The sequence below is a fragment of the Streptomyces sp. NPDC059037 genome, from assembly GCF_042740015.1.
Lineage (GTDB): Bacteria > Actinomycetota > Actinomycetes > Streptomycetales > Streptomycetaceae > Streptomyces.
The window spans coordinates 5,680-12,311 of sequence record NZ_JBHYIG010000287.1 but is presented as its reverse complement, the minus strand read 5'-3'; the positions used below and the strand labels follow the sequence as shown (position 1 = coordinate 12,311).

Here is a 6,632-nt window from a genome sequence, read left to right as displayed (position 1 = left end):
CGACGGCGCCGGAGGGAATCCACAAGTTCGAACCCGAAAAAACGGTGTGTGCAATGTGCCCTGACGCGGCCGTTCTGCGTCAAACACGACGCGGGACGGCCGTACTTGGGGGGCTAGGTGGGGAGGGGCAGGCGATGGGGAGAAGCAGCGTGCGTGGGGAGGGGGCGCGAGAACGCGCCCCGCACGCCAGTGATCACGGCTGGGACGACGGCCAGCACGAGGGTGATGAGCCCCCGGACGGCGCAGGCCGGCACAAGCACCGCCGTGGGGGCGGCGGTGGGAGTGGCGGGGAACCGCCGCGCCGCAGACGGCGGATACTGCGCTGGTCGGCAACGGTCCTCTCGGTACTCATACTTGGCACGGCCGGCGCCGGATATCTCTATTACCAGCACCTGAACAACAACCTCGAGACCGACGATCTGAACCTCGGCGACCACCGGGCCCCCGAGCCCACGCCGAACGCGGCGGGCCAGACCCCGCTGAACATCCTGCTGATCGGCTCGGACGCGCGGGACTCCAAGGCGAACCAGAAGCTCGGCGGCGCCAAGGAGACCTTCGGGGGCACGCCGCTCGCCGACGTACAGATGCTGCTGCATCTCTCCGCCGACCGCACCAACATGTCGGTCGTCAGCATGCCGCGCGACACCCTCGTCGACATCCCCAAGTGCACCGACCCGGACGACGGCAAGGTGTACGAGGCGTCGACGCAGCGCACGATGACGAACCAGACGCTCGGCCGCGGCGGCCCCGGCTGCACGGTCGCCACCTGGGAGAAGCTCACCAACATCCACATCGACCATTTCATGGAGGTCGACTTCTCGGGAGTCGTCTCCATGGCCGACGCCATCGGCGGCGTACCGGTCTGTGTGGACGCCAACATCTACTCGCGCGACAACGAGGGCCACGGCTCCGGTCTGAAGCTGGAGGAGGGCACCACCTACATCAAGGGCGAGCAGGCCCTGCAGTGGCTGCGCACCCGCTACGGCTTCGACGGCGGCACCGACATCAGCCGCGCCAAGGCCCAGCACATGTACATGAATTCGCTCGTGCGCGAGCTGCGCGACAACGCCAATCTGAGCAGCCCCAACAAGCTGCGCAAGCTCGCCGAGACGGCCACCAGCTCGCTCAAGGTCGACGAGGGCCTTGGCAGCGTCAAGAGGCTCTACGACCTCAGCAACGAGCTCAAGAAGGTCTCGCCGGAGCGGACCACGATGACGACGATGCCGTTCGAGTACGTCGGTGCGCGCGTCATCCCCAAGCCGGGCGACGCCGAACAGCTCTTCCGGCTCGTGCGCGACGACGTCTCACTGGACGGCAAGGGCAAGAAGAAGCCCGCGAAGGAGAAGCTCTCGGACGATCCGGCCGCGTCGGACGACCAGATCGCCGTACAGGTGCAGAACGGCACCCGCAGCGACACCGAGCCGCCGGTCAGCGGGCGCGCGTCGACGGTGACGCAGCTGCTCACCGGCAAGGGCTTCACCAAGGCGACGGCCGACACGACGACGGCTCTCGCGGAGCAGAAGACCGTCATCAGGTATCCCAGCGCCGAGCTGGAGGGTGATGCCCAGCGGGTCGCCAAGTCCCTTGGTCTGCCGCTGAGTTCGGTGGAGAAGTCGACGGACGTCTCCGGTGTCGTGCTCGTCGTGGGCGCCGACTGGCGGGAGGGGAACACCTACCCCAAGTCGGCCGGGAAGAAGGACGACAAGACGCCGGATTCGGCCGACGCGCTCAACGGCTCGGACAAGAAGGCGTGCATGCACGTCGACCCGGACTTCACCTGGAAGTGAGCCCGGCCCCGACGACCCGTCCGGCTGTTCTCACGCTTCGGTGAGGACGGCCGGACGCCGGGACGCGATGACCTTCTTGGCGAGCGAGCGCGGGCTGGTGAGGAAGCCCCAGCCCCACGACATGTGCATCGTCGCGAGCGCCACCGGGATCTGAAGGCGCGCCTTCAGCGGAAGCCCCTTGCCCGCGGGCAGCGAGCCCGCGGCGATCGCCGCGAGATATCCGCCGGGGATCACAAAGCCCCACGGCGTGAGCACCGCGCCGACGACGACGCCCGCCGCGATCGCGCAGACCGCGGTCGGCGGCGCCAGATAGCGCAGGTTGATGGAGCCCTCGTGGTACCGGGCGACCACGTGCCGCCAGCGGCCGTAGTCCTTGTACTGCTTGGCCAGGGCGCGCACGGAAGGCCGCGGGCGGTACTGCACCTTCAGCTCGGGCGAGAACCAGATGAGCCCGCCGGCCTCCCGGATCCGGAAGTTCAGCTCCCAGTCCTGGGCGCGGATGAACTCTTCGTTGTAGCCGCCCTGCTGCTCAAGGGCCTCGCGCCGGAAGACGCCCAGGTACACCGTTTCGGCCTGCTGGGCCTCGCCGCCGGTGTGGAAGGCGGCGTTGCCCACGCCGATCTTCGAGGTCATGGCGGCGGCGACCGCGTGCTCCCAGTCGTTCTCGCCCTCGGCGTGCATGATGCCGCCGACGTTCTGCGCGCCGGTCTCCTCCAGGAGGCGCACGGCCGTCTCGATGTAGCCGGGCGAGAGGCTGGCGTGGCCGTCGACGCGCACCACGATCGGGTGACTCGATGCCTTGATGGCGGCGTTCAGGGCGGCCGGCGTGCGCCCGGTGGGATTCGGCACCGTCTGGACCCGCGCGCGGTGTCCGGCGGTCTCGGCGACCAGTTCGGCGGCGATCTCGTCCGTACGGTCGGTGGAGGGGCCGAGCGCTACGACGACCTCCATCTCGCCGTCGTACTCCTGCTCGAGGATCGCGGATACGGCAGCACGCAGATGCCGTTCCTCGTTGAGCACCGGCATGATCACGGATACGGCAGGAAGCTGCACGTCGGGCGTCGCGTTCATCGGCGCCACGTTACCGCGAATGGGGGACACCGGCGCGCGCCGCCGGGTCACTACCCGGGCCGCAGATCGTATGGGCCTACGGTTCTGGCGTCCCCCGGCCCGTCAGCGGAGGTGTCTCCCACGTGCCCACACCGCCCCGCCGCTCCCCAAGCCCCTCCTCGCGCGGACCGCGCCCCCCGCGCCAGGCCGCACCCCGGAAGCAGGCGCCCCGCCCGGCCGTGCGGAGGAAGCGGCCCCGCTGGGCCATGCGGGTGGCGACGGCGTTCTCCGTGACGGTGCTCACGGCGGCGGGGATCGGGCACGGGGTGGTGTCCAGTCTCGACACCGGGATCGACCGGGTGGACGCCTTCAAGGACATGAAGAACCGGCCGCAGGGGGGCAACGGCATGAACGTGCTCCTTGTCGGCACCGACGGCCGGGACAAGATCACCAAGGCGGAGAAGAAGAAGTACCGCCTCGGCGGCGCGCCCTGCCACTGCACGGACACGATCATGATCGTGCACATCTCCGAGGACCGGGACCGCGCGAGCGTCGTGAGCCTGCCCCGCGACAGCTACGCGCTGATGCCGCCGCACACCGACCAGAACTCGGGCGACCGCCACAAGGCCCACCCGGTCAAGATGAACGCGGCGTACGCGGAGGGCGGCCCCAACCTCACCGTGCGCACCGTCGAGGACATGACGAAGGTCAAGATCGACCACTACATGGAGGTCGACTTCACCAGCTTCATGAAGACCGTGGACGTGCTCGGCGGCGTGGAGATCTGCACGGCGCGCCCGCTGAAGGACTCGTACACCGGACTGAATCTGGCCGTGGGCACGCACAAGCTGAGCGGCGGCCAGGCCCTGCAGTACGTCCGCACCCGGCACGTCGACGGCTCCTCCGACCTCGGCAGGATGCAGCGCCAGCAGCGGTTCCTCGCCGCGCTGATCGCCAAGGCGACCAGCAGCGGGGTGCTGCTCAATCCGCTCAAGTTCCGCGACGTGAGCAGGACGCTGCTCGGCTCGGTCCGGGCGGACAAGGGCTTCGGCACGAACGAGATGCTGGCCCTGGGCCGGGCGATGCGCGGCTTCTCACCCTCCTCGTCGGAGTTCACGACCGTGCCGCTGCGCAGCAAGGGCGTGAATGTGCCGGGCATCGGCTCCACCCTGAGGTGGGACCCGCGGAAGTCCAGGAAGCTCTTCAAGGCGCTGCGCGACGACCGCCCGCTCGCCGCGCACAACCCCAGGCGCAAGGCCGCCGTGGTCGGAGTGTCGCCGCAGCAGATCCGGGTGCAGGTCGACAACGCCACCGGCAAGACGGGGCTGGGCAGGCGGGTCGACAGCGCGCTGCGGTCCACCGGCTTCCGTACGACGCGGGTGCCGGGCAACGCGCCGGGCAAGCCCCTCGCGCGCACGGTCGTGGCATACGACCCGCGCTGGGACCGCTCGGCGAAGTCCCTCGCGGCGGCGCTGCCGGGCTGCCAACTGCGCGCGGTCAAGGGCCAGGGCGCGACCCTGAAGGTCCTGGCGGGCCAGGACTTCAAGCGGATCAGGCCGGTACGGGCGGAGGACGCCTACCAGGGGGAGTTCGGCGCGCTCACGGGCGATCAGGTGGTGTGCCCGTGAGTACGGCTTCGTTCCCCGCTCAGTCGTCGAGACCCTCCGCGGCGCGGGACTGCCGCAGGTCCTTGATCGCCCGGCGCCGCGCAAGACGGTGCGTACGCCGGATCTGCGCCTCCTGATACCGCCGCCGGTCGCGCTCGGTCTCCGGCAGGACGGGCGGCACCGTCCGGGGCTTGCCGTCCGCGTCGACGGCGGCGAAGACGAGATACGCGGAGCCGACCTGCTGCGCGGGCGTCGACTCGTTCCACCGCTCGGCCAGGACCCGGACGCCCACCTCCATGGACGACCGCCCGGTCCAGTTCACCTGCGCCTTCACGTGAACGAGGTCACCGACCCGCACCGGCTCGAGGAAGACCATCTCGTCCATGGACGCGGTGACGGCGGGCCCGCCCGAGTGCCGCCCGGCGACCGCCCCCGCCGCGTCGTCCACCAATTTCATGATTACTCCACCGTGCACCGTTCCGAGGAGGTTGGTGTCGTTGTGGGTCATGATGTGGCTGAGTGTCGTACGGGACGCCGAGGTCGGCTTGCCCGGAATCTCCGATTCCGGTCCAGGGGCGAGGTCTGTCATGGGCTCCACCCTATGTCTGACGTATGTCCCGGACTCCCCGAGCCGCTTTGCATCAGCTCTGCAACAGCCCTGAACCGAAATCCCGTCCGCCCTGTATGGCGCGCCCCCGGAGACTGCACACTGGGCCACATGAGCGATTGGCCTGACGAGCAGGGCAACGGCCGGGGATACGGCCGTGGCAGCGGGAACGCGCAGCCCGACGGCGCCCGCGTGATGCGGCATGTCCAGCGCGGCGGCGGCGCGGGCCGCCCGGGCCAGCAGCCCGGAGGGGTCCCGCAGCAGCCCGCGTACGACGACGGGTACGGCCAGCGGTACGGCGACGCCCGCGACGACATGTTCGAGCCCCGCACGCCCCGCCAGGACTCCTACGACGACGGGTACGACAGCGGCTACAACACCGGCCAGGTCTACGGCTCCCCGAACGGCAACGGCGGCGGCCAGGGCGGCGACGACGGCTACGGCACCCGCGCGCCCCGTCCCGCCCCGAACTGGCGCCGGCGCATCAAGATCGGCTCGCTCACCCTCGTCGTCGTCCTGCTCGCGGTCTCCATCGGCACGTACTTCTGGGCCGACTCCAAGCTCAAGCGCGAGGTCGACCTCTCCAAGGTCATCGAGCGCCCCGAGGGCGGCGACGGCACGAACTACCTGATCGTCGGCTCCGACAGCCGCGAGGGCATGTCCGACGAGGACAAGAAGAAGCTCCACACCGGCTCGGCCGAGGGTAAGCGCACGGACTCGATGATGATCCTGCACGTCGCGGACGACGGCGGGAACACGATGATCTCGCTGCCGCGCGACTCGAACGTGACGATCCCCTCCTTCAAGGGCGCCGAGTCCGGGAAGCTCTACCCGAACACCGGCCGCCAGACGAAGCTCAACGCGGCGTACGCGGAGGACGGTCCCGAACTCCTCGTCCGCACCGTCGAGTTCAACACCGGCCTGCGGATCGACCACTACGCCGAGATCGGCTTCGGCGGCTTCGCCAAGATCGTGGACGCGGTCGGCGGCGTCGAGATGGACATCCCCAAGGGCTTCAAGGACGAGAAGTCCGGCGCCGACTTCGAGGCCGGCAAGCAGACCCTCGACGGCCAGCAGGCCCTCGCCTTCGTCCGCACGCGTTACGCCCTGCCGGGCAGCGACCTGGACCGTACGAAGAACCAGCAGAAGTTCCTCGCGGCCCTCGCCAACCAGGCGGCGACGCCGGGCACGGTCATGAACCCGTTCAAGCTCTACCCCACGATGGGCGCGGGCCTGGACACGCTGGTCGTCGACAAGGACATGGGCCTGTTCGACGTGGCGTCCATGTTCTGGGCCATGAAGGGCGTCACGGGCGGCGACGGCAAGTCGATGAACATGCCGCTCGCGGGCTCCACCGGCGGCAACCTCCTGTGGGACAAGGCCAAGGTCAAGCAGATGGTCTCGGAGCTGAACAACGACGAGAAGGTGACGGTCTCGGGCGACTGAGCCGTGCCGGGCGAGAGAGTCGTCTCGCGCGTACGTTGGAAGGGGGGGCCCCCGGGGCGCCGCGGGGGCCCCCCCCCGACCCCCCGGCCGCGCCCCCGGGGGGGGCCCGCCGCGGGGGGAGGGCGCCCCAATCTA

The 6,632-nt window shown here is 69.8% G+C and carries 5 protein-coding genes; 3 read left to right on the top strand and 2 right to left on the bottom strand.

What is annotated here, in order from left to right; all coding sequences use genetic code 11:
- The first annotated feature begins 134 nt into the window (after window positions 1–134).
- The gene (locus ACFWY6_RS37910) at window positions 135–1,787 is read left to right on the top strand and encodes an LCP family protein (RefSeq protein WP_384700344.1); all 1,653 of its coding nucleotides are present in this window, start codon (window positions 135–137) and stop codon (window positions 1,785–1,787) included.
- Window positions 1,788–1,817: 30 nt separating this feature from the next.
- Here the strand turns inward: ACFWY6_RS37910 and ACFWY6_RS37905 are convergent, their stop codons facing one another.
- Complete coding sequence (locus ACFWY6_RS37905) at window positions 1,818–2,858, bottom strand: glycosyltransferase family 2 protein (protein ID WP_384700342.1); 1,041 nt, start codon at window positions 2,856–2,858, stop codon at window positions 1,818–1,820.
- A 245-nt stretch (window positions 2,859–3,103) separates the two neighbouring features.
- Between ACFWY6_RS37905 and ACFWY6_RS37900 the strand changes: the two genes are divergently transcribed.
- A complete protein-coding gene (locus tag ACFWY6_RS37900) occupies window positions 3,104–4,465 on the top strand; it encodes an LCP family protein (RefSeq protein WP_384700346.1) in 1,362 nt (453 codons plus the stop codon).
- 19 nt (window positions 4,466–4,484) lie between these two features.
- Here the strand turns inward: ACFWY6_RS37900 and ACFWY6_RS37895 are convergent, their stop codons facing one another.
- Window positions 4,485–5,033, bottom strand: a complete 549-nt coding sequence (locus ACFWY6_RS37895) for an acyl-CoA thioesterase (protein WP_266866227.1) — start codon at window positions 5,031–5,033, stop codon at window positions 4,485–4,487.
- A 129-nt stretch (window positions 5,034–5,162) separates the two neighbouring features.
- On the opposite strand from ACFWY6_RS37895, the gene ACFWY6_RS37890 reads away from it, so the two are divergent.
- Complete coding sequence (locus ACFWY6_RS37890; protein WP_384700340.1) at window positions 5,163–6,497, top strand: LCP family protein; 1,335 nt, start codon at window positions 5,163–5,165, stop codon at window positions 6,495–6,497.
- Window positions 6,498–6,632 lie beyond the last annotated feature (135 nt).